The organism is Xanthomonas citri pv. mangiferaeindicae, assembly GCA_002240395.1.
GTDB classification, from domain to species: Bacteria; Pseudomonadota; Gammaproteobacteria; order Xanthomonadales; family Xanthomonadaceae; genus Luteimonas; species Luteimonas citri_A.
In genome coordinates, this window is the sequence record CP016836.1 from 2,700,275 (window position 1) to 2,721,241 (window position 20,967).

The following is a 20,967-nucleotide window of genomic DNA, read 5'->3' on the forward strand; positions in this document are numbered from 1 at the left end:
GTAGGCGCGTTCAGGCGTCCGCTCGCAAGCACGCGCAGACATGGTCGGCGATCAGCGTCTGCGCCGCCTCGGCCGATACCCAGGCGGTATCGAGGGTCAATGGCGCTTGCGGCCAAGGCTCGTACTCGTGGGCCACGACCGATGGCCAGTTCGGGACGATCAGTCCAGGCACGTCGCTGACTCTCGCCTCCACGCGCTGGCGATGCTGCGCCTTGTCCGAGCAGACGATCTGCACGTTCAGCAGGCGGCATCGCGCCTGTGCGGCAGTGTCGGCCCAAGCTTGGCGGCTTTCCGATACCGGGTTGACGCAATCGGCGATGACGTGGTGTCCAGCGTTGAGGTTGTCCAGCGCCACGGTATTGGCCACCTGGTAGCCGCTGCTGCCGATGTCCTGCTCGAACGCAGCGCTGCCACGTAGCACTTGCTCGATGCTGTCGATGCGCAGATAGACGGCCTGGAGTCTGGCGGCCAGCGGCTTGGCGATGGTGGTCTTTCCGGTGCCGGGCAGGCCGCTGAAGACGATCAGCATGCGTCGATCCTCGATGCGTTCGGCTTGGGTGGATCAGCCTGGACTGGCGATTATCGTTCCGCTCGTATCGCGCGCGCGCGCCGTACCGGTCGGAGGCGAGATCGGCACAGATGGCAAAGCGTGCGGTGTTGTTCAGCGGCACCCTCCGACGCAATGGGATCGGGCAAACGATCCCATTGCGCGCGAGCGCACACCGATGCAAGGCGGGGCGGGCCGCATCACAGCGCGAGCGAGACCGACAACGTGACCGTGCGCGGCGCCGCCAGCACCAGATAGTTGGCACCGGCGGTGCCGCCGGTCGAGGCCCAGTAGGCACGATCGAAGACGTTGTCCACGCGCGCGCGCAGCGTCCAGTCGCGGCCGCCGGCCTCGAACGCGTAGCGCGTGCCCAGGTCGAACCGCGTCCAGGACGGCAGTTCCAGCGCGTTGTCCGCGCGCGCCGCCTGGCGGCCGGTGTGCACTGCACGCGCATCGAGCGTGAGCCCGGCCACGCCGGGCACGTCCCAGTCGATCCCGGCGTTGGCCTGGACGTCGGGCACGCCGATCACGTCGTTGCCCTGGTTGATGCCGCCTTGGGTGCGGCGCAGCGTGGCGTCGAGCCAGGTCAGGCCGCCGAGCACGCGCAGGCCATCGGCCGGCTGGCCGTAGACACTCAGTTCCAAGCCCTGGTTGCGCTGCTCGCCGTCGGCACTGACCCGGTAGTCCTGCTCGATCGCATTCGGCTTGGCGATGCGGAACAGCGCGGCGCTCGCGCCCCAGCCGCCGGCGTCGTACTTGGCACCGACCTCGTACTGCTTGGAGCGGAACGGGTCGAGGATCTCGCCGGCGTTGACGATCGGGGTGCCGTCTGCGCTGGTCTGCGCGACGGTCTGGCCGGGCAGCAACGCTTCGGCGTAATTGGCGTACAGCGAGACCTGCCGGCCGAGCTTGAACACGACCGCCGCCACCGGCGTGACCGCGTTGTCGTCATAGCGGTCGAGCGCGGCGCCGGTGGTGTAGTCGTAGCTCGACTGGCGCAAGGTCTGCCGACGTGCGCCGAGCGTCAGCAGCACGCGCTCATCGGCCAGCCGCAGGGTGTCGGCGATCGCGACGCTCGCGGTCTGGGTGCGGCTGGTGGTCAGCGGGTCGGCCATGTCGCCGACCGCAGGGCTCGTCGGCGGCAACGCGGTTGCGACCGGCGCGTACAGCGTGCCTGCCGGGCGGCGGGTGCCGGTCGCATAAGCGTTCTGCGAGTCGAGATCGAAGAATGCGCCGGTCACGCTGACGCGGTGACCGCCCGCGCCGGTGCGGAACTCGGTGCGCAGCCCGACCTCGCCGGTGCGCAGCAGGTCCTCGCGCACGTTGTCGAAACGCGACGCGGTCAGATTGCCGGCGGTGTCGACCCGCGGGTTGGCCAGCACGTTGTGTTCGCGGCTGTCGCGGATGCCGACCGCCGCCCACGCCGTCGCGGTGTCGCTGATGTCGTACTCGCCGCGGACCACGCCGAACAGATCCTCCTCGTCAGTGAAGGTCCACGGCTGGGCGAAGTTCACGTCGGCTGCGGGCGCCTTCGGGATCAAGCCAGTGGGCGTGACGCTGGGTCGCGGCGCATCGATGCGGTGGTCCTGCCAGCCCAGGTCGGCCGAGAAGCGCGCGCGTTCGCCGCGATAGTCGATGCCGAGCGCCAGCACGCCGAGCTCGCGGGCTTCGTCGAGCACGGTATCGCCGTCGCGGCGCACGGCGTTGGCGCGCACACCCCAGGCGCGCTCGGCACCGAAGCGGCGCGAGACGTCGGCCGCGGCGTAGCCCTGGCCGTCGCTCTCGTAGCCCAGCGTCAGCCGGGTCAGGTCGTCGTCACCGGCGCGCTTGGGCACCAGATTGAACGCGCCGCCGATGCCACTGCCGCCGGGCGCTGCGCCATTGATGAAGCTGTTGGCGCCGCGGAACACCTCCACGCGCTCCAGGAACTCGGCGGCGACATACTGCCGTGGCAGCAGCCCGTAGAGGCCGTTGTAGCTCATGTCGTCGGAGTACACGGGCAGGCCGCGCACGACGTACAGCTCCTGGAAATTGCCGAAGCCGCGCGCGACCCGCACCGCGGGGTCGTTCTGCACGACGTCGGCGACGCTGCGCGCCTGCTGGTCGCGCATCAGGTCGGCGGTGAAGTTGAGGCTGTTGAACGGCGTGTCCATCAGGTCGAGGTTGCCGAACAGGCCGACGCGCCCGCCGGTGGCGACCTGGCCGCCGGCATAGGCGGGTGGCAGTTCGACCTGCGAGCCGTCGGCGGTCACCAGCACCGTGTCGAGCGTGCGGGTCTGCGCGTCGGGCGCGAGGTCCTGGGCAAGCGCGGGTGTCGCCGCGATGCAGGCGAGCAGGGCGAGCGCGAGCGGGGCACGGCGCGTGCGCAACGACGCGGCCGGGTCGGAAAACGGAAGCGCGGGCATGGCGAAGCAGTCCTGTCAGCAGGGGGGAGGCGGCGCGGCTGGCTGAGGGCCGGGGCCCCTGGCTGACGGAAGCGGCGCGGACGGAGGTGAAGCGTCGGCGGCGAGTGCGGATTGTCGCATGCGACGTGGCCAGCATCGACGCCATCGTCGATGCTGGCCGGCTAGCCTGGCGGGCATGGACGCACCTCGCCCCGGCCTTGCCGCTCCGCTCACCGCCGCGCTCCGCCGCTGGGTGTTGGGCGTGTTCCCACGTGGGCAGAGCGGGATCGACTACGACGCGCCGCTGGGCGATCCGGGCATGTTCGGCCCGGAGGCGGTGACCTGGCGGATCCACGGCGATTTCCCGGGCATGCTCGCCGGCGGTCTGTGCGCGTTGGTGCTGCAGGCGCTGCATCCGCGCGCGCTGGCGGGCGTGTGGGACCACTCCGATTTCCGCACCGACCTGATCGGGCGGCTGCGCCGCACCACGGCCTTCGTTGCGGGTACCACCTATGCCGGCACCACACAGGCGCACCAGCTGGTCGCGCGGGTCGCCGCCATCCACGGCCAGGTGCGCGGCACCACCGCCGACGGCGTGCCCTACGCAGCCGACGATCCCGCGCTGTTGACCTGGGTGCATGCGACCGAGGCCTATGCGTTCCTGCAGGGCTTTCGGGCTTATGCCGGGCTGCCCACGCCCGATTGGGTCGACGACCGCTACTACGACGAGTCGCGCCGGGTCGCCGAAGCCCTGGGCGCCCGCGAGGTGCCGACGAGCGGTGCGGCGATGATCGACTACTTCGCCCGGGTGCGCCCGGAACTGCACTTCGATGAACGCTCGCGCGAAGTGCTGGCGGTGCTGCGCACGACCCGCCTGCCGGTGCCGGGCGGGGCGCTGTTGCGCGGGCTGTTCATCGGCGCCGGTGCCGCACTGCTGCCGCCCTGGGCCGAGGCGCTGCTGCAGATCACACCGCTGCAGCGGATCCGCAACCGCGCCTGCGCACGTGTGTTGCGCGGCCTGGCGCCGCTGTTCCGCATGGCGCTGCCCGACGGCATCGCGCCGCGCGCGTGTCGGCGCGTCGGGAGATCGCCGCAGCTCCTCCGGCGCTGGCCGGATAGGACCTGAGGTCGCGAGCGCGCGCCGCGTCGCTCAGTCGACCCGGGTGCCGAAGATCTTGTCGCCGGCGTCGCCCAGGCCGGGCAGGATGTAACCGCGTTCGTCGAGGCGCTGGTCGATCGAGGCGGTGTAGACCTCGACATCGGGATGGGCGGCCTCGAGCGCGCGCAGCCCCTCGGGCGCGGCGACCAGGAACAGGCCTTTGATCCGGCTGGCGCCCGCGGCCTTGAGCATCGCGACCGTGGCGATCAGCGTGCCGCCGGTGGCGAGCATCGGGTCGAGGATCAGCGCGGTGCGGTCGGCCATGTCGCCGACGAGGTTCTCGTAGTAGGGCACTGCCTGCAGCGAGGTCTCGTCGCGCTTGATGCCGACGACACTGACCTTGGCTGCCGGGATGAGCTCGAGCACGCCGGGCAGCATGCCGATGCCGGCGCGCAGGATCGGCACCAGGGTGATCTTGCGGCCCTTGATGCGTCGCACCTGCACCGGACCGGCCCAGCCATCGACCGACGCGTCCTCGGTCTCGAGGTCCGAGGTGGCCTCGTAGGTCAGCAGCGTGGCGACCTCGGCGGACAGTTCGCGGAAGGTCTTGGTGCTGTTGTCGGCGCGGCGCATCAGTCCGAGCTTGTGCTGGACCAGTGGGTGGCGGACTTCGACGATCTTCATGGGCATCGGGAACGGAACGGGCGATGCCGACAGGATAGGGCACGCGGGTCTCTGGGTCCGCTCGGCACCGGACGCAAGGTCCGGTGCCGGTGTCGTGCAGCCGCGCGCCGGGCGGTCAGAACTGGTAGCGCACGCCCGCCAGCCACGACCGGCCGAAGCCTTCCATCTCTAGTACTCGGTTGCGCTGGCCCTGGAAGCGGACCTGGCGCGTGTCTTGCAGGTTGTTGATCTCGCCGAACACGCGCCAGCCCGCGCCGAGCGCCACGCTCGCCGAGAAGTCCAGGCTCGCGCGATCGTCCCAGTAGATGTTCAGTTCGGGATTGCTGATGTCGAATGCCTGGATGAAGCGCGAGCGATAGTTGTAGGCCAGACGCGCATCCAGGCCCGGGCGCGCGTAGGTCAGCGCGATGTTGTAGTTGTTGCGCGAAGTGCCCGGCAGCTCGGTTTCGCCCAGGCCGAACGGCAACTGCGCCTCGGATTTGGCATAGGTGTAGTTGGTGTAGATGCCCAGACCCGCGAGCGCGCCGGGCAACCGGTCGAAGGTCTGCTGCCAGGTCAGTTCCGCGCCGTAGATCCGGCCGTGGTCGCCGTTCTCGGCGCGGGTGATGCGCAGTGTCTGACCACCGCCGGCGGCTTCGTCGTGCGAGGCGAGGAACAGCGGGTCCTCGATGCGCTTGTAGAACAGCGCGCCCGACACCAGCCCCAGCGGGCGCAGATAGCGTTCGAACGACAGATCGAGGTTGTGTGCATAGGCTTCGCGCACCTGCGGGTTGCCCTCGTCGATCGCGATGACGTTGCGGTCGTCAGCCTCGCCGAGGATGCGGTAGGGCGCGGTGTGCATGAAGTCCGGGCGGTTGAGCGCGGTCGAGTACGAGGCGCGCACGATGCTGTCGGGCGTGAGCTCGTAGCGCAGGTGCACGCTGGGCAGCACGTTGCCGTAACGGCGGCCGGCCGAGACCGGGGTCGCGACGCCGGTGTCCTCGTCGAACGCGGTCGCCATGCCTGTGGTCTCGGTGCGCTCGTAGCGCACGCCGGCGACCATGGTCAGCGCGTTCCAGGTCGCGTCCAGGCGCGCGTAACCTGCGTACACATCCTCTTCGGCGCGGTAGTCGCCGGTCAGCGAATCGGGAATCAGACGCTCGTAGGCGTCGCTGTCCTTCAGCGGCCCGGCGTAGCGGTCGAAGATGTCGCGGCAGAAGCGCCGGCCGGTCAGGAAGTAACCGAAGTTGTTGGACAGGCTGTCGCAGAGCATGTCCGAGTAGGCGATGCCCAGTGCATCGAAGTCGTCGCGCTCGCCATTGCGGTAGCGTTCGTCGTCGAACTGCTTGTCGCGCAGCCGCGCGCGCACGCCGACGCGCAGGTCGCCGGTCTCGCCGATGAAGGACTGGGGACGCGCCAGGTCCAGCCGCAGGCCGGTTTCCGCCTCTTCGCTGTACTCGAAGCGGTCGTTGAGGCGGCGGAACGCATACCAGTCCTCGGGCAGGTTCACGCCAGTGGCCGGCGCATCGTCCCGGCCGCGGATCGTCCAGACCGGGAAGTCGGGGTTGGCGTAGTCGTAGTCGAGCTGCGGGCGCACGGTGGCGCGGAAGATGTACTGCTGGCGTGGATCGGTGACCTTGGTCGCCTCGCTGCGCGAGGCCTGCCAGTCGAGCTTCCAGGTCTCGCCCAGATAATGCTCGCCGCCCAGGGTGTAGGTCCGGATCGTCTTGTCGTAGGTGCGTTCGCGCAGTTCCTTGTCGAAGGTCGCGCGCGCGGTGCCGGCGGTTTCGTCCGAGCCCGCGGTGTGCCGGTCGAGTGTGATCGTCAGATTGTCGCGGAACTCGTGATCGACGAAGTTGGCATCGGAGGCCACCAGGTACACCAGGTTATCGGGATCGATGCGGAAGTCGAAGCGGCCGGTCAGACCCTTGCGGGTGCGCGTGCCCTCGTAGTCCTTGATCTGGATCTCGGTGGGCGCGAAGCCCGCGTCGACGCGCTCGTACAGGCTCTCGACATTGTCGGTGAATCGCCCCTGCTTGCTGAGCGAGCCGGAGATCAGCACGCCGATGTTGCGATCGGCGCCGAAGCGGTTGCCGATTGTCGCGTTGTAACGCTCGTTCTCGCCGTCGCCCAACTGGTACGCGCCGCCGGCGACCGAGGCGCGCAGCGTCAGGCCGTCGCGGTCGAGCGCACTCTGGGTGCGGATGTTGATGTTGCCGGCGATCGCGTCGCCGTCCATGTCCGGCGTCAGCGCCTTGGTGACCTCGAGCGCGGAGATCACATCCGACGGAATGGTGTCCAGTTCCACGCCGCGGCTGCCGGCATCGGGATTGGCCAGTTGCACGCCGTCGATCGAGACGGTGGTGTACTCCTTGGGCGCGCCGCGCACGGTGACGTAGCGGCCCTCGCCCTGGTCGCGCTCGATCGACACGCCGGAAATGCGCTGGGTGGATTCGGCGATATTGTTGTCGGGGAACTGGCCCAGCAGGTCGGCCGACACGACATTGACGTAATGGGTGGACGTGCGCTGCTGGTTGAGCGCGCGCGCCTGGGCGTCGCGGCTGGCGCGGACCTCGACGACGCCGAAGTCGGTCGCGCCGGCGGTGCTGGTCAGCGCGACATCGAGGCGCGTGCCGCGGCTGTCGCCGATCATGACCTCGGTCTCGTAGGCGCCGTAGCCCAGATAATCCACACGTAGCGTGTGACGGCCCGCGGGCAGGCCGACGACACGGAACAGACCTTCGCCGTCGGTGCTGGCCTGTCGGCCGCCGACGGTGACGCGCGCGCCTTCGAGGGCGATACCACGCGATGCTTCACGGACCTGGCCGACGATCGTGCCGGCCATCGCGGCGACGCCGTCAGCGGCGGTCTGTGCGTGGGCGGCGGACGGGGTGGCTGCGAACAGCGCGGCGGCGATCGCCACGGCGATCGCGGTCTGGGTCGATGTCATCGGAACTCCGGAAAGTGGCAGGGGCGCGTCGGCCTGCGCGCCCCCTTGGCTTGGCGCAGACCGGTGTTCACGAGTGCCTCGCGAACGTTTCGAAAAGTCTGGGTCGGTTGTGTTGCGGATTCATGATGGCGACGCTGCAAGTGCGCCATCGCGGTGACATGGCGATGTCATCGTTGGTCCACACAATGCGCGGTCGCTGCAGTCCGGCATGACCATCGCGTGACCGTTGCGCGCTTCCCCGATGACACGACTCCTGGTGATCCATGACACGGCCTTCTCCCGTCCCTTCCCGAACGTGGGCGATTGCGTCGCTTGCGCTGTGTATCGCAGCCTGTTCGGCGTCCGCGCCCGATGCCACCGACCCATCTGCCGTGGCCGCCCAGGGCGCGCCGGAGACCGCCGGGCGTGATCTGCCGATCGTCGGGGAAGCCTTCGTCAGTGCGTTGACGCCCGAGGACAACATCGACTCGCCGGCGGCGTGGACCGCGCCCGATGGCCAGGTGCTGGTGATCGCGACGGCCAAGTCCACCGACCGTCTGGTCGTCTATGACGGGGTGACCGGCGAGACGCTGCGCACATTCGGCACTTCGGGCAGCGGGGCGGGCCAGTTCCGGCGCCCCAATGGCATCGCGGTGATCGATGATCTGGCGTTCGTCGTCGAGCGCGACAATCACCGTGTGCAGGTGCTGCGACTGCCGGACTTCGCGCCGGTGCTCGCGTTCGCCGCGCAGGACCTGGTCAAACCTTACGGTCTGTGGATCGACCGGGCCGGCGATGGCTACACGCTCTACGTCACCGACTCCTATCACGACGGCGAGGATGCGCAGGGCCACGATGTGCTGCCGCCGCTCGACAGGCTCGACCGGCGCGTGCACCGCTATGCGCTGCGTCCGAATGACGGAACGTTCGCGGTTGAAGCGTTGGGTGCGTTCGGCGACACCACGCCGGACGGCGCGCTGCGCGTGGTCGAGTCGATCTGGGGCGACCCGGCGCACGACCGGCTGCTGATCGCCGAGGAAGACGAGACCTACGCCAACGAGCTGAAGGTCTACGACCTGGCGGGCCGTTACACCGGGCGCACGCTCGGCCGCGACGTGTTCCAGGCGCAGGCCGAGGGCATCATGCTCAAGACTTGCGCCGATGGCAGCGGTTGGTGGATCACGACCGAGCAGGGCAAGGGTCGGACCGCGTTCCATCTGTTCGACCGCCGCTCGCTGGCGCACGTCGGCGCGGTGGCCGGCAAGACCGTCGCCAACACCGATGGCATCTGGCTGCACGACGCGCCGTCGGCGGCATTCCCCGACGGCGTGCTCTATGCGGTGCATGACGACCAGGGACTGGTCGCGTTCGACTGGCGTGCGATTGCGCAGGCGCTGTCGCTGCCCGCGTGCGGGAGGCTGTGAGCATGCGGACCCGCATCGACATGACCGGTTGCCTGCGTGCGGCGCTGCTCGCGCTGGTGTTGCTCGCACCCGCCGCGCAGGCCGAGGCGCCGCGGCAGCCCGAGCCCAACACCCGCGTGCCCGAGGGTGATCGGGGACACGCCGCAACCGCATATCCGGACCGCATCGCGGCCTCGCCCGCGCAGGATGCGGCGACCGGGTTCGCGGTGGCCTGGCGCACCGATGCACACGTGCGCGCGCCGCAGTTGCAGATCGCGCCGGCCGACGACACGCCGGACATCACCGGCGGGCGCGCACGCACGATCGTCGCCACCACCCAGTCGCTGCAGACGCGCAACGGCACCGCGCACCAGCACCGCGCCGATGTCGACGGCCTGACGCCCGATACGCTGTATGCCTGGCGCGTGCAGGGTCACGGCACTTGGAGCCCTTGGTTCCACTTCCGCACCGCGGCCGCAGAGGCCGCACCGCTGACGCTGCTGTACTTCGGCGACACCCAGAACCAGAACACCGCCCTGGTGACCCGGGTGATCCGTGAGTCGCGGCGCTGGGCGCCGGACGCGAAGCTGGCGCTGTTCGCCGGCGACCTGGTGTCGGGCGGTGGGGCCGGGCAGGGCGCCGATGACGACGAATGGGCCGAATGGTTCGAGGCCGCCAGCGGTCTGCCCGAAGACATCGCAACCGCGCCGGCGGCAGGCAACCACGAGTTCCACGAAGAGCACGAGGACACGCCGCAGGCACGCCGGGTGCTGTCGCCACACTGGCCGGTGACGTTCGCACTGCCGCGCAACGGCGCGCCCGGCGTGGAGGCGACGACGTACTGGTTCGACTACCAGGGCGTGCGCTTCGTCGTGCTCGACGGTACTTCGATCCTGGATCTGGGGACCGGCCCGGCGCAGGCGCAGTGGCTGGACCGCGTGCTGGCCGACAACCCGCACCGCTGGAGCGTGGTGCAGATCCACCAACCGTTGTACGCGCTGCGTGCCGACCGCGACTACGCGTCGCTGCGCGCGCACCTGGCACCGGTGCTGCGCAAGCACCACGTGGACCTGGTGCTTCAGGGGCATGACCACGGCTACGGCCGCCGCGCGCTGCATGCGGATGGCGATACACCGCAGCTCCTGGTCAGCGTGGTCGGCGCCAAGCAATACCGTATCGGCCCGCAGGCGCTGGCGACGATGGCGCCGATTGCCGAGGACACCCAGCTGTTCCAGGTGTTGCGCGTCGACGGCGCGGTGTTGCGCTATGAGGCGCGTACGGCGACCGGCCGGCTGTATGACGCGTTCGAGCTGCATGACCACGATGGCCGCAAGCGGCTGGTCGAACGGGAGGATGGCAGGATCGACACGCGGCGCTGCACGCGCGAGGGCTCGCTGAAGGGTCGCGCCGACCGGTGCTGGGAATGAGCGCGATGCACGGCACGCGCTTGGGTACGGCGGTGGCCACGCTGATGCTCGGGGCAGGGCTGACCCTGGCGGGGTCAGCGACCTGGGCGACCGGCCCCGCGGGTCATCCCTTCCAGGCGCGCCAGCCCGACCCGTCGACGCATGACGCACTGCTGGTGGTGGAAATCCCCGCCGGTGGCAGCGTCAAGTACGAGATCGGCGCCGAGGACGGCCTGCTGCACGTCGATCGCTTCGTGTCGATGCCGGTCGCGTATCCGGCGAACTACGGCGCGATGCCGGGCACGCGCGCCGGCGACGGCGATCCGCTTGATGCGCTGGTGCTCACACGCGTACCGGTCCATCCTGGCGCGCTGCTCCGGTTCCGGCCGCTGGGCGTGCTGCGCATGCGCGATGCCGGACAGGCCGACGAGAAGATCGTCGGCGTGCCGGTCGACGACGTCGACCCGACCTATGCCGGGGTGCGCGATCTTGCCGATCTGCCGTCCGCCGAACGCGCGCGCATCGAGGCGTTCTTCCGTGTCTACAAGGACCTGCCCGAGGGCAGTAGTGCGGTGACCCTGCACGGCTGGGGCGACGCAGCCGCCGCGCGCGCGCTGATCGATGACGCGATCGAGGCTGCGGGGCGCTGAGGCGCAATCGAGGGCCGGGGCCGCGTGGCGCGGCAGAGAACGGGCGGGGCCGTTGATGGCCCCGCTGCAAATCGGGACGCGTTGCCGGCCAGCGTGGTCTACCGGCTCAGCCCTCGGCGTCCGCGGCGTGGGCCTCGCGCGCGATGCGCAGCGCGGCGTCGACCGATGCCCATGCCTGGGGCAGGTCGACCGCTGCGCCGTCGGTCCAGACCGCCTGGACGGCGCGGGTGGCGCGGATGTCGGCCAGTGGGTCGCCGCTGACGACGAGCACGTCGGCGCGTGCACCGGCTTCGAGCCGGCCGAGATCGGACTGGCCCAGAATGTCGGCGGCCACATGGGTTGCCGCCTGCAGCGCCTGCACCGGGGTCAGGCCCATGCGCACCAGCGCCTCGAGCTCTTGGTGCAGCGCCGGACCGGGCAGCATGTAGGGCGCAGCGGGCAGGTCGGAGCCGGCCCCGACGCGGACGCCGGCTGCCAACAGACGCGGCAACAGGGCGGCCATCAGGGTCTGGTCGGCACGCGCACGGGCCTGCACTCGAGGCTCGGCGAGGATGCCCGACAGTGCCGACCAATGCCCGGCGACGTCGACGGCCAGGCGGTCTGCGCCGGGCAGATCGTCGCGCGTCAGGCTGTCGGGCGTGGCGAACTGGATGCCGTTGGCCGTCGTCGGCACCAGGGCGACGCCGGACTGCGCGAGGTCGGCGACGATCCGGTCGAGCAGGGCCGGATCCAGCGCGTCCGCGGCCGGATCGCCGCCCAGTCGCTGGTACGCCAGCGCGGCGCCGCCGAGATGTTCCAGCGTGCCGACGCCTGCGGTGGCGGCCTGCAGCGCATCGACATGGGCGCCCGACAGCCCGCGCGTCAGGACCGTGCCGAGGTCGGCCATGACCGGCAGGCCGTGACGCGCGGCGGCCTGTGTCGCGGCGTCGAAGACTGCGGGCGGTAGTTGCTCATAGAGCTTGATCCAGTCGACGCCGGCCGCGGCCAAGGCGTCGACGACGGTGTCGGCGTCGTCCGGCGAGGTCAGTGTGATCGCGGGCTGGGTGCCCAGGGCCGCCGCATCGAACGGCGCAGGGCCGTCGGGGGTCAGGACGCTGACCGCGCCGTCGAGCAGCGGGCCGGTCGCGAACAGGCGCGGCGCACCCGGCGTCGCGCGCAGGTCGGCGAGCATGTCGAGGGTGTTGCCTGCATCGCGGATCGTGGTGACGCCCGACGGCACGAAGGCGCCGATGAAATGCGGCCGTGCATGCACGTGCAGGTCGATCAGTCCGGGCAGCAGCAGGGCGTTGCCGTAATCGTGCTGTGCGGTCGCGTCGTCCCATTCGCAGGCCTGGCGCGCACCGGCGCAGCGCACGCGCGCACCGGCGATCACCACGACACCCTCTTCGAGCACCGTGCCGGCGCGCGCGTCGAACAGGCGGCCGAGCAGGACGGCATCTGCCGGCGGTTCCACGGCAGGCGCGGCGCTGTCGTGGCCGCAGGCCGAGAAAAGAAGCGCCGCACACGGCAGAGCGAGCAGGACGAAACGTCGAATCATGGTCACCACGCTGTCGGAAAGAAGCGCGCGGATCGGTGGCGACGGGCGACGTCTTCCAGGCGCATCGGACAGCTCGGTGGCCGCGTCTGCGCCCGGGCGGACGCAGACCGGTGCCGGCCGCGCGGGGCGCCGACCTTATCAGGCCGCGGCAGCGTCCGTCTGGCGTGGACCTTCGCGCAGCGCCTTACCGACCATGTCCACCAGCAACGCAAGTTCGTCGTCGCCGATCGCGAAGTGCGGGGTGAAACGCAGCGAGTTCGCGCCGCCGTGGATCACGCCGATGCCGCGCTCGCGCAGCCATTCCTCGGTCGAGCCGGCGCCGTAGCACTTGTACCGGGGATCGAGCTCGCACGAGAACAGCAGGCCGGTGCCCTGGACCTGGGTGATCGCGCCGCCCGCTTCGGCGCGCAGCGCTTCCAGCCGCTCGATGGCACGACGCCCGGCCTTGCGGATGTTGGCGCGGATCTCGGGCGTCAGCTGTTCGAGCACCGCGCAGGCCACGTCGAGCGCACGGGGATTGGCGGTCATCGTGTTGCCGTAGACGCCGCTGCGATACAACTGCGCGGCGTCTTGCGAGACTGCCAGCACCGACAGCGGATACTGGCCGGCGTTGAGCGCCTTGGAATAGGTTTCCATGTCCGGCGCGTCGAGGCCTTCGAACCCGGGATAGTCGATGACCGACAGCACGCCGTGCGCGCGCAGACCGGCCTGGATCGAGTCGACCAGCAGCAGGCTGCCGTGGGCGCGGGTGAGCTCGCGCGCGGCGGCGTAGAACGCGGGCGGCAGTGCACGACCGGGATCGCCTTCGCCCATGACCGGCTCCAGGAACACGGCCTCGACGAACCATCCGTTCGCGTCCGCATCGGCGAACGCCCGGCGCAGTGCGTCGGCGTCGTAAGGCGGGATGGTGATCAGCGAGTTCTCGTCGCGGAAGCTGGCCAGGTACTTCTTGTAGGTCGCGCGCGATGAGTCGGAGTACAGCGCTGGGCGCTCGGTGCGGCCGTGGAAGCTGCCCTTGACCACGATGCGCTTGATCGTGCGTCCCGCGTGACGGCCGCCCGGATCGGTCTGGACGCGGGTGTTGATGTCGGCAATACGCGCGGCCAGGCCGACCGATTCGGAACCGGAGTTCAGGCACAGGAAATGGCTGTACGGGCAGCCGCCGTCGCGGGTGTGACCGATCTCGCGGCGCAGCGCGCGATCGAGCCGCAACTGCGACAGGTGCGGGGTCATGATGTTGGCCATCGGCACCGGCCGCGCCATCGCCTCGATCACCGGCGTCGGCGTGTGGCCGAAGCCGAGCATGCCGTAGCCGCCCGAGTCGTGCAGCACCGCGCCCTTGAGGGTGACGATCCACGGGCCGCGCGCGGCGAGCGCGACGTAGGGGTTCACCGCGTCGCCGGGGTAGAAGTTCACGTAGCCGGCCTGCACCGTGCGGGCCTGGGCATCCTCGTCGAGGTCGAGCAGGTCGGCGAATTCGTCGCGGATCCGGGCGTATTCGTCGGCGGCGGCCTGCAGCGCCTCGCCGAGTGCGGGGTGGCGCGCGGCGTAGGTCTCGACGACCTCGTCGGACAGGCCGGTCGTGCGGCGGGCGCCGGCATGGGCACGGAGCGGGGCGAGAATACGTGTCACGGACATACGGTGGACTCCCAAGTCGGCAGGCGGGCCGGTGGCGGGCATGGACTCGCGGCGATGGGCGAGACCGGCTCCCCAGCCGGTACGTCTCTTCTATTATCTGGACGATTGTGTCGCCCGGTAGCGACGGATCGCCGAATCGCTGCTAGGATTTCGGCGAATCGCCGAATCTATCCGTGAAAATGTCCAGTGAGCCTGCCGACGTCCGCCTGCTGATGCTGTTGCGCGAGAACGCACGGCTCTCGACTGCGGAGATCGCGCGCAGGCTCGGCCTGTCACGTACCACGGTGCAGAGCCGGATCGAGCGGCTCGAGCGCGACGGCGTCATCAGTGGTTACACGGTGCGCGTCCGCGATGACTTCGAGCAGGGACACATCCGTGCGCAGATCATGATCAGCGTCCGGCCCCGGCAGATGACCCCGGTGGTGACTGCGCTGCGCGCGATCGATGCGGTGCGCACGTTGCATTCGGTCAGCGGCCCCTACGATCTGATTGCGCTCGGCGTGGTGCCGACCGTCGCCGACATGGACGTGCTGACCGACCGGATCGGCTGCCTGGAAGGCGTCGAGCGCACGACCTCGTCGATCATTCTGTCGACCAAGTTCGAAAGGTAAAGCGTGGTCCGCCCCTGGGCGGAGGGCGCATCCGTCCCGCTCCCGTCGACGGGGGCGGGGGCATCGGCCGCGCCGATGGTGGGCAGGGGGGCGTGACCGGGCGATGCGCATTCGGTCGGAAGATGGCTGGGACGGCCCGTGCCCCCACCCGGCGCCTGTTGGCGCCGACCTCCCCGCGGGCGGGGGAGGTAACAGTTCGCGCGCTGCGCTTGGCTTATTTCCCGCAAGGCGGGGCATTGCGCCCTTCACGGGTGAAAGGTTGGAATGGGGGGCATCTCGTGTCAGCCCGTGCTCCCAGTCGGCCTATCGGGCGGTGAGCTGATGGCAGGGCGCTGACCTGGCCTCGCCGCGACCTACAATGGCCGCCCCTTCCGATGGCCGGCGCCTCTTGAAGAAGTCCGATTTCCATTTCGACCTGCCGGACGCGCTGATCGCGCAGGCGCCGCTGGCCGAACGTTCGGCCAGCCGGCTGCTGGTCGTGCCGCCTGCCGACGGCGCGTTCGACGATCGTCACGTGCGCGATCTGCCCGAGTTGCTGCAGCCGGGCGATCTGCTGGTGTTCAACGACACCCGGGTGATCCCGGCGCGGCTGTTCGGGCACAAGGACAGCGGCGGACGCGTGGAAATCCTGATCGAGCGGCTGCTGCCCGGCAATGAGGCGCGCGCGCAGATCGGGGCCAGCAAGGCGCCCAAGGCGGGCGGGCGGATCATGCTCGACGGCGGTGGCAGCGCCGAGGTGCTGTCGCGCGACGAGGGCTTCTACCACCTGCGCTTCGAGGTCGGCGACGTGCTCGAGTCCTGGCTGCTCAAGGTCGGGCGCATGCCGCTGCCGCCCTATATCCGGCGCGAACCGGGGCAGGACGACGCCGAGCGCTACCAGACCGTGTTCGCGCGCGAGGTCGGGGCGGTCGCGGCGCCGACCGCCGGTCTGCATTTCGACGACGCACTGCTCGAACGGCTGCGCGCGCGGGGCGTGGACTTTGGCCACGTGACCCTGCATGTGGGCGCCGGTACATTCCAGCCGATGCGCGTGGACGACATCCGCGAGCATCGCATGCACAGCGAATGGCTCAATGTCGGCGCCGAGCTGGTCGCGCAGATCCGGCGCACCCGTGAGGCCGGTGGCCGCGTGATTGCGGTCGGCACAACGGTCGTGCGTGCGCTCGAGAGCGCGAGCGTGGACGGCGAGTTGCATCCGTTCGCCGGCGAGACGCGGATCTTCATCTTCCCCGGCTACCGCATCCGCAGCGTCGATGCGATGGTGACCAACTTCCACTTGCCTGAGTCGACGCTGTTGATGCTGGTCTCGGCCTTCGCCGGTCGCGAGCGCATCCTCGCCGCCTATGCGCATGCGGTCGCGGCGCGCTACCGGTTCTTCTCCTACGGCGATGCGATGCTGCTGTGGAGCGCGGAGGCACCTGCGCAGGCAGTGGCTGGCTGAGCGGACGGGCCGGGCGCGGACGATCGCATACCGGCAGGACACGCGCGACGGCTCAGGGGCTGTCGAGGATCGCCTCCAGATCGCCGGTGCGCCGGTCGGTCAGCCAGGCGCGCCAGGCATCGCCTTCGACATCCGGCCACCGCGTGACGGCGAACGCGACAAAGGCGTCGCGGTAGCGCAGCCACGCACGCTGGGTATCGCGTACGCCGTCGGCATCGATCGTGCCCAGCAAGGCGGTTTCATGTGGCGAGGCGCCGGTCTGCAGGCGCGCGCGGACGTCGCGATAGACCGCATTGAGCGTGGCGTCGAGCGGCGCCAGCGACGCGCTGCTCTGCTCGGGCCGTGCGCCGCGCTCGAACTGCTGGACATCCTCGAGGAGCTGGGTTTCCTGGCGTTCGCGCGCGCCGACCAGGAATACGTTGCGCGCGGTGCCGCTGAGGTCGATCTCGTAGGCGCTGGTCTTTTCGAAGTAGGTATCGGCCGCGTCGCGGAGCCGTCGCCAGGCGGCGCGCTGGTCGGGCGTCCAGTCGGCCTGCAGCGTCTGCCAGGCCTTCGCACGCCCGTTCGCGGCGAAGTGCGCGTCGCGGCCCGCGCACAGGCCGCTCATGTGGCCACTGGTGATGTCGTTGCAGAGGTCGATGCGCGCGGCCTGCGGGTTCGCCTCGATACGCGCCAGGTGGTCGAGGCGAAACCGCACTTCGGCCGGCGCGCCGCCGTACTCGCAGGCGAAACGGCGTGCCAGCGGCAGGTCGCGTGCGACGCCCTCGCCGTTGGCATAGAGCATCATCAGCACACCGCTGCCACCGAACGGGACCGTGGGATCGCGGTCGCGCTCCTGATACGCGCAGTGCCGTGCGGCGATCGGGTCGCCACCGGTGCCGTCGGCCCCGTAGTACAACGCCATCGTGTCGCAGGCCGGCGCCGCTGCGCCCGCGTCAGCCGCTGGCACCGGCACGGCCTGCCACGGCGCGCACAGCGCATCGGGATCGGTGCGGCCGGCGGCCTGCAGGGCCAGCGGCGCGGCGAGCAGAAGCGGCAGGAGCAGATTGCAGCGCGTCATGGCGTCAGGGCCGGGAACGGACGGACCGGTCATACTAGCGGGATGTCCAGAATGTCTTTCCAGCTGCTCGGCAGCGACGGCGCGGCCCGGCGTGGCCGCATCGCCTTCCCCCGCGGCACCATCGAAACGCCCGCGTTCATGCCGGTGGGCACCTATGGCACGGTCAAGGGCGTGCTGCCGCATCAGATCCGTGCGCTGGGCGCGCAGATCATCCTGGGCAACACCTTCCATCTGTATCTGCGCCCGGGCCTGGAGGTCATCGAGGCGCACGGTGGCCTGCATGGCTTCGCGCGCTGGGACGGGCCGATCCTGACCGACTCCGGCGGCTTCCAGGTGTTCTCGCTGGCGCACAAGCGCAAGATCACCGAGGACGGGGTCACGTTCTCGGCGCCGACCGACGGGTCGCGGGTGTTCTTGGGGCCCGAGGAGAGCATGCGCATCCAGAAGACGCTCGACTCGGACATCGTGATGATCTTCGACGAGTGCCCGCCAGTGCAGATCGACGGCAAGCCGGTCGACCCGCGCGTGATCGAGCGCTCGATGGAACTGTCGCTGCGCTGGGCGGCGCGGTCCAAGCGTGCGCACGAGGGCAACGACGCCGCGCTGTTCGGCATCGTCCAGGGCGGCGTGCACCACGACCTGCGCACCCGCTCGGCCGAAGGACTCCAGGCCATCGGCTTCGACGGCTATGCGATCGGCGGGCTGGCGGTCGGCGAGACCGAGGCCGAGCGCAACGCGATGCTCGACCACACCTGTCCGCAATTGCCGGGTGACCGCCCGCGCTATCTGATGGGGGTGGGGCGCCCGGAGGACCTAGTGGAGGCGGTCGCCCGCGGGGTGGACATGTTCGACTGCGTGATGCCGACCCGCAACGCCCGCAATGGGCATTTCTTCACCTCCACCGGCACGATCCGCATCCGCAACGCGAAGTTCGAGAAGGACCTGCGCCCGATCGAGGAAGGCTGCGGCTGCGAGGCCTGCGCCGGCGGCTACACCCGCGCGTATCTGCGTCACCTGGACCGCTGTGGGGAGATGCTGGGGCCGATGCTGGGCACGTTGCACAATCTTTGGTACTACCAGCGCCTGATGGCGGCCATGCGCGCCGCGATCGAGGCGGGAACCTTCGCCGCGTTTCGGGAGTCCTTCTATCGCGCCCGGACCGGGAATCCGGACGCCTGAGCCGGGCCTGGCGGCCCGGATCGCCCGATTTTCACCCCCGTCCACGCCCCGGCCTGCGCCTCCGGCCGGCCGTGGCATAATCGCCTGCTGCCTTTTCGACCCTGATGGATGCCCAGATGAATCTGCTGGACCTGCTGATCGCCCCCGCCCACGCCGCCGCCGGGGCGCCCGCCGCGCCGAGCATGCTGTCGACGCTGGCTTTCCCGATCATCCTGATCGCGATCATGTACTTCCTGATGATCCGCCCGCAGATGAAGCGGACCAAGGAACACCGCGCGATGCTCGACAAGCTGTCGGTCGGCGACGAGGTGATCACCAATGGCGGCATCGCCGGCGTGGTGCGCGCGATCGGCGAGAGCTTCATCACCGTCGAGATCGCCGAGCGCGTCGAGATCCGAGTCCAGAAGGGCGCGGTCGGCAACGTGCTGCCCAAGGGCACCCTGAAGTCGGCCTGATTTCCTGATTCTGCCGGGGCCCGCCCCGGCAACTCTCCCGGCGCCGCCTGCGCGGCGCCCGAGGCAAGCCAATGCTCGAATTCCCGCGCTGGAAATACGTCCTGATCCTGCTGGTGCTGGTGCTGGCCGCGCTGTACGCGCTGCCCAACGCCTACCAGAAGAATCCGTCGATACAGATCACCCCGAGCACCAGCGAGGCGCGCATCGACGATGCGCTGCGTCAGCAGGTGGACGGCCTGCTCAAGGACGCCGGCGTGACGCCGGTCGGCACCGAGGTCGACGACAGCCACCTGCTGGTGCGCCTGCACGATGCCGATGCACAGACCGCGGCCGCCGACACGCTGCGTCCGGCGCTGGGTGAGAATTACTCGGTCGCACTGAACCTGGCGTCGACCGTGCCCGACTGGCTGTCGCGCTTCGGCGCCCGGCCGATGTCGCTGGGTCTGGACCTGCAGGGCGGCGTGCATTTCGTGATGCAGGTCGACCAGGCCGCCGCGCTGCAGAAGCGCGTCGACGGCTACGCCGACGGCATCCGCACTGTGCTGCGCGATAACCGCATCGGCTACTCGAGTGTCGAGCGCCGTGCCGACAACAGCATCGGCGTGGTCCTCAACGAGGGCGCCAACGTCGACCAGGCACGCCAGCACATCGCCACCAGCCTGGCGAGCGCATCGGGGCAGGGCGTTGCCGGCAGCGGCCCGCAGATCTCCGTCGACGGTAACCGCATCACCGTGCGCCTGTCGCAGAGCGAGATCGCCCGTATCGCGACCGACGCGGTCGAGCAGAACCGCACCGTGATCTCCAACCGCATCAACTCGATCGGCGTCGCCGAGCCGGTGCTGCAGCGCCAGGGCGAGGACCGCCTGGTCATTCAGCTGCCCGGCCTGCAGGACACCGCCGAGGCCAAGCGCCTGATCGGCGCGACCGCGACGCTGGAGTTCCGCGCGGTGACCGGCGACGAGAATCAGGCCGCCGCTGCGGTGGCCTCGGGCAGCATCCCGGCCGACTCGCGCGTTTACTACGACGAGAACAACCGTCCGCTGTTGCTCTCCCGGCGTATCCTCGTCTCGGGCGACCAACTGATCAACGCCAATCCGCAGACCGACCAGCAGACCGGCATGCCGTCGGTCGGGATCACGCTCAACAGCGCGGGCGGCAAGCGCATGCTCGACCACACGCTGGAGAACGTCGGCCAGCGCCTGGGCATCGTCTACGTCGAGCGCATTCCGACGGTGCGCGTGGTCAATGGCGAGGAAGTGCGTTCGGCCAGGACCGTCGAGCGCGTGATCAGCTCCTCGACGATCCGCGGCGTGTTCGGACGCGAGTTCCAGACCACCGGTCTGAGCCGCGACGAGGCCAACGACCTCGCTCGCCAACTCAAGGCCGGCGCGCTGGCCGCACCGATGGACTTTGTCGAAGAGCGCGTCGTGGGCCCGAGCCTGGGCGCGGAGAACGTCGAGCGCGGCGTCACCGCCGTGTTGTACGCGTTCCTGTTCACGCTGCTGTTCTTCATGCTCTATTACCGCATGTTCGGCGTGGTCACCTGTCTGGCGCTGATGCTGAACCTGCTGATCGTGGTCGCGGTGATGTCGCTGTTCGGCGCCACGATGTCGCTGCCCGGCTTCGCCGGTCTGGCGTTGTCGATCGGCCTGTCGGTGGACGCCAACGTGCTGATCAACGAGCGCATCCGAGAGGAGCTCAGGGCCGGGATGCCGCCCAAGGCGGCGATCGTGACCGGCTACGAGAAGGCGTCGGACACGATCTTCGACTCCAACCTGACCGGCATCATCGCGGGCATCGCGCTGTATGCCTTCGGCACCGGCCCGCTGCAGGGCTTTGCGGTCACGCTGGTGATCGGCATCGTCGCCTCGATGTTCACCGCGATCGTCGTCTCGCGCGCGTTGGTCACGCTGATCTATGCGCCGCGCAAGAAACTCAAGTCCCTGGCGATCTGACGGGAGAGAC

At 69.8% G+C, this 20,967-nt stretch carries 16 protein-coding genes; 9 read left to right on the forward strand and 7 right to left on the reverse strand.

From position 1 onward, the window contains the following. Positions 1–10: 10 nt before the first annotated feature. Complete coding sequence (locus tag BEN78_11725; protein ASR43940.1) at positions 11–529, reverse strand: kinase; 519 nt, start codon at positions 527–529, stop codon at positions 11–13. A 218-nt stretch (positions 530–747) separates the two neighbouring features. Beyond that, a complete protein-coding gene (locus BEN78_11730; protein ASR45104.1) occupies positions 748–2,916 on the reverse strand; it encodes a TonB-dependent receptor in 2,169 nt (722 codons plus the stop codon). Positions 2,917–3,127: 211 nt separating this feature from the next. On the opposite strand from BEN78_11730, the gene BEN78_11735 reads away from it, so the two are divergent. Beyond that, positions 3,128–4,057, forward strand: coding sequence for a hypothetical protein (locus BEN78_11735; protein ASR43941.1), 930 nt, complete (start codon positions 3,128–3,130; stop codon positions 4,055–4,057). Between the two features lie 24 nt (positions 4,058–4,081). On the opposite strand, the gene BEN78_11740 is transcribed toward BEN78_11735, so the two are convergent. Together BEN78_11740 and BEN78_11745 are read right to left on the reverse strand one after the other, a co-directional pair. After that, positions 4,082–4,714, reverse strand: coding sequence for a uracil phosphoribosyltransferase (locus BEN78_11740; GenBank protein ASR43942.1), 633 nt, complete (start codon positions 4,712–4,714; stop codon positions 4,082–4,084). A 115-nt stretch (positions 4,715–4,829) separates the two neighbouring features. Further along, complete coding sequence (locus tag BEN78_11745; GenBank protein ASR43943.1) at positions 4,830–7,643, reverse strand: hypothetical protein; 2,814 nt, start codon at positions 7,641–7,643, stop codon at positions 4,830–4,832. Positions 7,644–7,906: 263 nt separating this feature from the next. On the opposite strand from BEN78_11745, the gene BEN78_11750 reads away from it, so the two are divergent. The 3 genes from BEN78_11750 to BEN78_11760 are packed head-to-tail and all read left to right on the forward strand — an operon-like array spanning position 7,907 to position 11,081. Next, entirely contained in the window at positions 7,907–9,046 is a 1,140-nt protein-coding gene (locus tag BEN78_11750) for a phytase (GenBank protein ASR43944.1), read from the forward strand. Between the two features lie 20 nt (positions 9,047–9,066). Beyond that, positions 9,067–10,452: a phosphoesterase gene (locus tag BEN78_11755; GenBank protein ID ASR45105.1), complete on the forward strand. Its 1,386-nt coding sequence runs from the start codon at positions 9,067–9,069 to the stop codon at positions 10,450–10,452. Then, positions 10,449–11,081 carry a pyrophosphatase gene (locus tag BEN78_11760; protein ASR43945.1) on the forward strand — a complete coding sequence of 211 codons (633 nt, stop codon included), beginning with the start codon at positions 10,449–10,451 and terminating at the stop codon, positions 11,079–11,081. Before BEN78_11755 ends, BEN78_11760 begins: the two co-directional genes overlap by 4 nt. A gap of 106 nt (positions 11,082–11,187) precedes the next feature. Here the strand turns inward: BEN78_11760 and BEN78_11765 are convergent, their stop codons facing one another. Further along, positions 11,188–12,618, reverse strand: coding sequence for a hypothetical protein (locus BEN78_11765; GenBank protein ASR43946.1), 1,431 nt, complete (start codon positions 12,616–12,618; stop codon positions 11,188–11,190). Positions 12,619–12,756: 138 nt separating this feature from the next. Continuing rightward, positions 12,757–14,256, reverse strand: coding sequence for a lysine 6-aminotransferase (locus BEN78_11770; protein ASR43947.1), 1,500 nt, complete (start codon positions 14,254–14,256; stop codon positions 12,757–12,759). Positions 14,257–14,435: 179 nt separating this feature from the next. Between BEN78_11770 and BEN78_11775 the strand changes: the two genes are divergently transcribed. Together BEN78_11775 and BEN78_11780 are read left to right on the forward strand one after the other, a co-directional pair. After that, positions 14,436–14,867: an AsnC family transcriptional regulator gene (locus tag BEN78_11775; protein ID ASR43948.1), complete on the forward strand. Its 432-nt coding sequence runs from the start codon at positions 14,436–14,438 to the stop codon at positions 14,865–14,867. A gap of 388 nt (positions 14,868–15,255) precedes the next feature. Further along, a complete protein-coding gene (locus BEN78_11780; protein ID ASR43949.1) occupies positions 15,256–16,308 on the forward strand; it encodes a tRNA preQ1(34) S-adenosylmethionine ribosyltransferase-isomerase QueA in 1,053 nt (350 codons plus the stop codon). Between the two features lie 52 nt (positions 16,309–16,360). Here BEN78_11780 and BEN78_11785 read toward each other — a convergent pair whose 3' ends face one another. Beyond that, positions 16,361–17,368, reverse strand: a complete 1,008-nt coding sequence (locus BEN78_11785) for a hypothetical protein (GenBank protein ASR43950.1) — start codon at positions 17,366–17,368, stop codon at positions 16,361–16,363. Between the two features lie 42 nt (positions 17,369–17,410). On the opposite strand from BEN78_11785, the gene BEN78_11790 reads away from it, so the two are divergent. The 3 genes from BEN78_11790 (at position 17,411) to BEN78_11800 (ending at position 20,957) form a co-directional block, all read left to right on the forward strand. Then, positions 17,411–18,547, forward strand: coding sequence for a tRNA guanosine(34) transglycosylase Tgt (locus BEN78_11790; protein ID ASR43951.1), 1,137 nt, complete (start codon positions 17,411–17,413; stop codon positions 18,545–18,547). A gap of 116 nt (positions 18,548–18,663) precedes the next feature. Continuing rightward, positions 18,664–19,002, forward strand: coding sequence for a preprotein translocase subunit YajC (locus BEN78_11795; GenBank protein ASR45106.1), 339 nt, complete (start codon positions 18,664–18,666; stop codon positions 19,000–19,002). 71 nt (positions 19,003–19,073) lie between these two features. Then, a complete protein-coding gene (locus BEN78_11800; protein ASR43952.1) occupies positions 19,074–20,957 on the forward strand; it encodes a protein-export membrane protein SecD in 1,884 nt (627 codons plus the stop codon). Positions 20,958–20,967: the final 10 nt, after the last annotated feature.

Excerpts from the sequence above, each read along its gene's own strand:
- BEN78_11735 (ASR43941.1), top strand. The coding sequence starts at position 3,128 with ATGGACGCACCTCGCCCCGGCCTTGCCGCTCCGCTCACCGCCGCGCTC.
- BEN78_11795 (ASR45106.1), top strand. The coding sequence starts at position 18,664 with ATGAATCTGCTGGACCTGCTGATCGCCCCCGCCCACGCCGCCGCCGGG.
- BEN78_11775 (ASR43948.1), top strand. The coding sequence starts at position 14,436 with ATGTCCAGTGAGCCTGCCGACGTCCGCCTGCTGATGCTGTTGCGCGAG.
- BEN78_11800 (ASR43952.1), top strand. The coding sequence starts at position 19,074 with ATGCTCGAATTCCCGCGCTGGAAATACGTCCTGATCCTGCTGGTGCTG.
- BEN78_11760 (ASR43945.1), top strand. The coding sequence starts at position 10,449 with ATGAGCGCGATGCACGGCACGCGCTTGGGTACGGCGGTGGCCACGCTG.
- BEN78_11765 (ASR43946.1), bottom strand. The coding sequence starts at position 12,618 with ATGATTCGACGTTTCGTCCTGCTCGCTCTGCCGTGTGCGGCGCTTCTT.
- BEN78_11770 (ASR43947.1), bottom strand. The coding sequence starts at position 14,256 with ATGTCCGTGACACGTATTCTCGCCCCGCTCCGTGCCCATGCCGGCGCC.
- BEN78_11745 (ASR43943.1), bottom strand. The coding sequence starts at position 7,643 with ATGACATCGACCCAGACCGCGATCGCCGTGGCGATCGCCGCCGCGCTG.
- BEN78_11755 (ASR45105.1), top strand. The coding sequence starts at position 9,067 with ATGACCGGTTGCCTGCGTGCGGCGCTGCTCGCGCTGGTGTTGCTCGCA.
- BEN78_11790 (ASR43951.1), top strand. The coding sequence starts at position 17,411 with ATGTCCAGAATGTCTTTCCAGCTGCTCGGCAGCGACGGCGCGGCCCGG.
- BEN78_11725 (ASR43940.1), bottom strand. The coding sequence starts at position 529 with ATGCTGATCGTCTTCAGCGGCCTGCCCGGCACCGGAAAGACCACCATC.
- BEN78_11750 (ASR43944.1), top strand. The coding sequence starts at position 7,907 with ATGACACGGCCTTCTCCCGTCCCTTCCCGAACGTGGGCGATTGCGTCG.
- BEN78_11785 (ASR43950.1), bottom strand. The coding sequence starts at position 17,368 with ATGACGCGCTGCAATCTGCTCCTGCCGCTTCTGCTCGCCGCGCCGCTG.
- BEN78_11740 (ASR43942.1), bottom strand. The coding sequence starts at position 4,714 with ATGAAGATCGTCGAAGTCCGCCACCCACTGGTCCAGCACAAGCTCGGA.